This window comes from Stenotrophomonas sp. A3_2, from assembly GCF_036624925.1.
Lineage (GTDB): Bacteria > Pseudomonadota > Gammaproteobacteria > Xanthomonadales > Xanthomonadaceae > Stenotrophomonas > Stenotrophomonas hibiscicola.
This window is the reverse complement of sequence record NZ_JAZKVY010000243.1, coordinates 1-765: the sequence shown is the minus strand read 5'-3', so window position 1 is coordinate 765 and position 765 is coordinate 1. Positions and strand designations below refer to the sequence as shown.

General features: G+C 60.8%; 1 protein-coding gene. It reads right to left on the bottom strand.

Going from position 1 to position 765, the window contains the following annotated elements; all coding sequences use genetic code 11:
- Positions 1-587 (bottom strand): IS30 family transposase (locus R5H29_RS09855; RefSeq protein ID WP_332329118.1); only part of this gene is annotated, 587 nt, incomplete at its 3' end.
- Positions 588-765: the final 178 nt, after the last annotated feature.

Below are 765 nucleotides of genomic sequence, written 5' to 3'. Positions count from 1 at the left end.
TAGCGCGAGACGCGTTCGACCAGGCTGAGAATGGCGCCTCGCCTGGCTTTGCCGACGATCGTATCCACCTCCCAGTCGCCGATACGCGTGCGTGCATCGACAATGGCGGGTCTTTGATCGATGTCGATGCGGCCGGGGATGATGCCGCGCCCCGCCAGCTTGTTGGCGCGCTTGTTGTAGCTTTTGCCGCTGCGGCGCAGCTGACGGTAAAGCGTGCCGCCGGCCTCCTTGTCCGCCCAGATGATCTGGTAAATTCGCTCATGGCTAAGCGAGACCTGCTGCGTCCGCTTGAGCCACTGGCTGATCTGTTGTGGGCTCCACTCCTCTTGCCGCAGCTTCGATACGATTAGCGCCAGCAGTCTGTCGTCGAGCTTGCGGGGTGGGGCACTTGCCGCTTGCCGTCGCTCGGTGGCTTGGCGCTCAGCCTGCCGGCAACAATACCCCGCTCCGGTGCCATTGCGCCTCAGCTCACGGCTGATGACGGATTGATCGCGGCCAATGTGCGCCCCGATCGCTGCCTGGGTCAGTCCAGCCGAGTGGAGCGCCGCAATCTTTGCACGCAACTCAAACGTCAAATGCTTACCCATCCAAGACCCCCCGCAGTGGAGGTCTACTAGCCCCTTACGTCAGACCTGGACGGTCCGCCGACTATGCATTTGGAAGTTGAATCCGCGTCAGAAAAAGAAGATATTTTTATTTCGTTTCATACATCCTGGCGAAAGGCGACGATGAGCGCTTCCCCTTCCTCCGCCGACATCCCGAGCA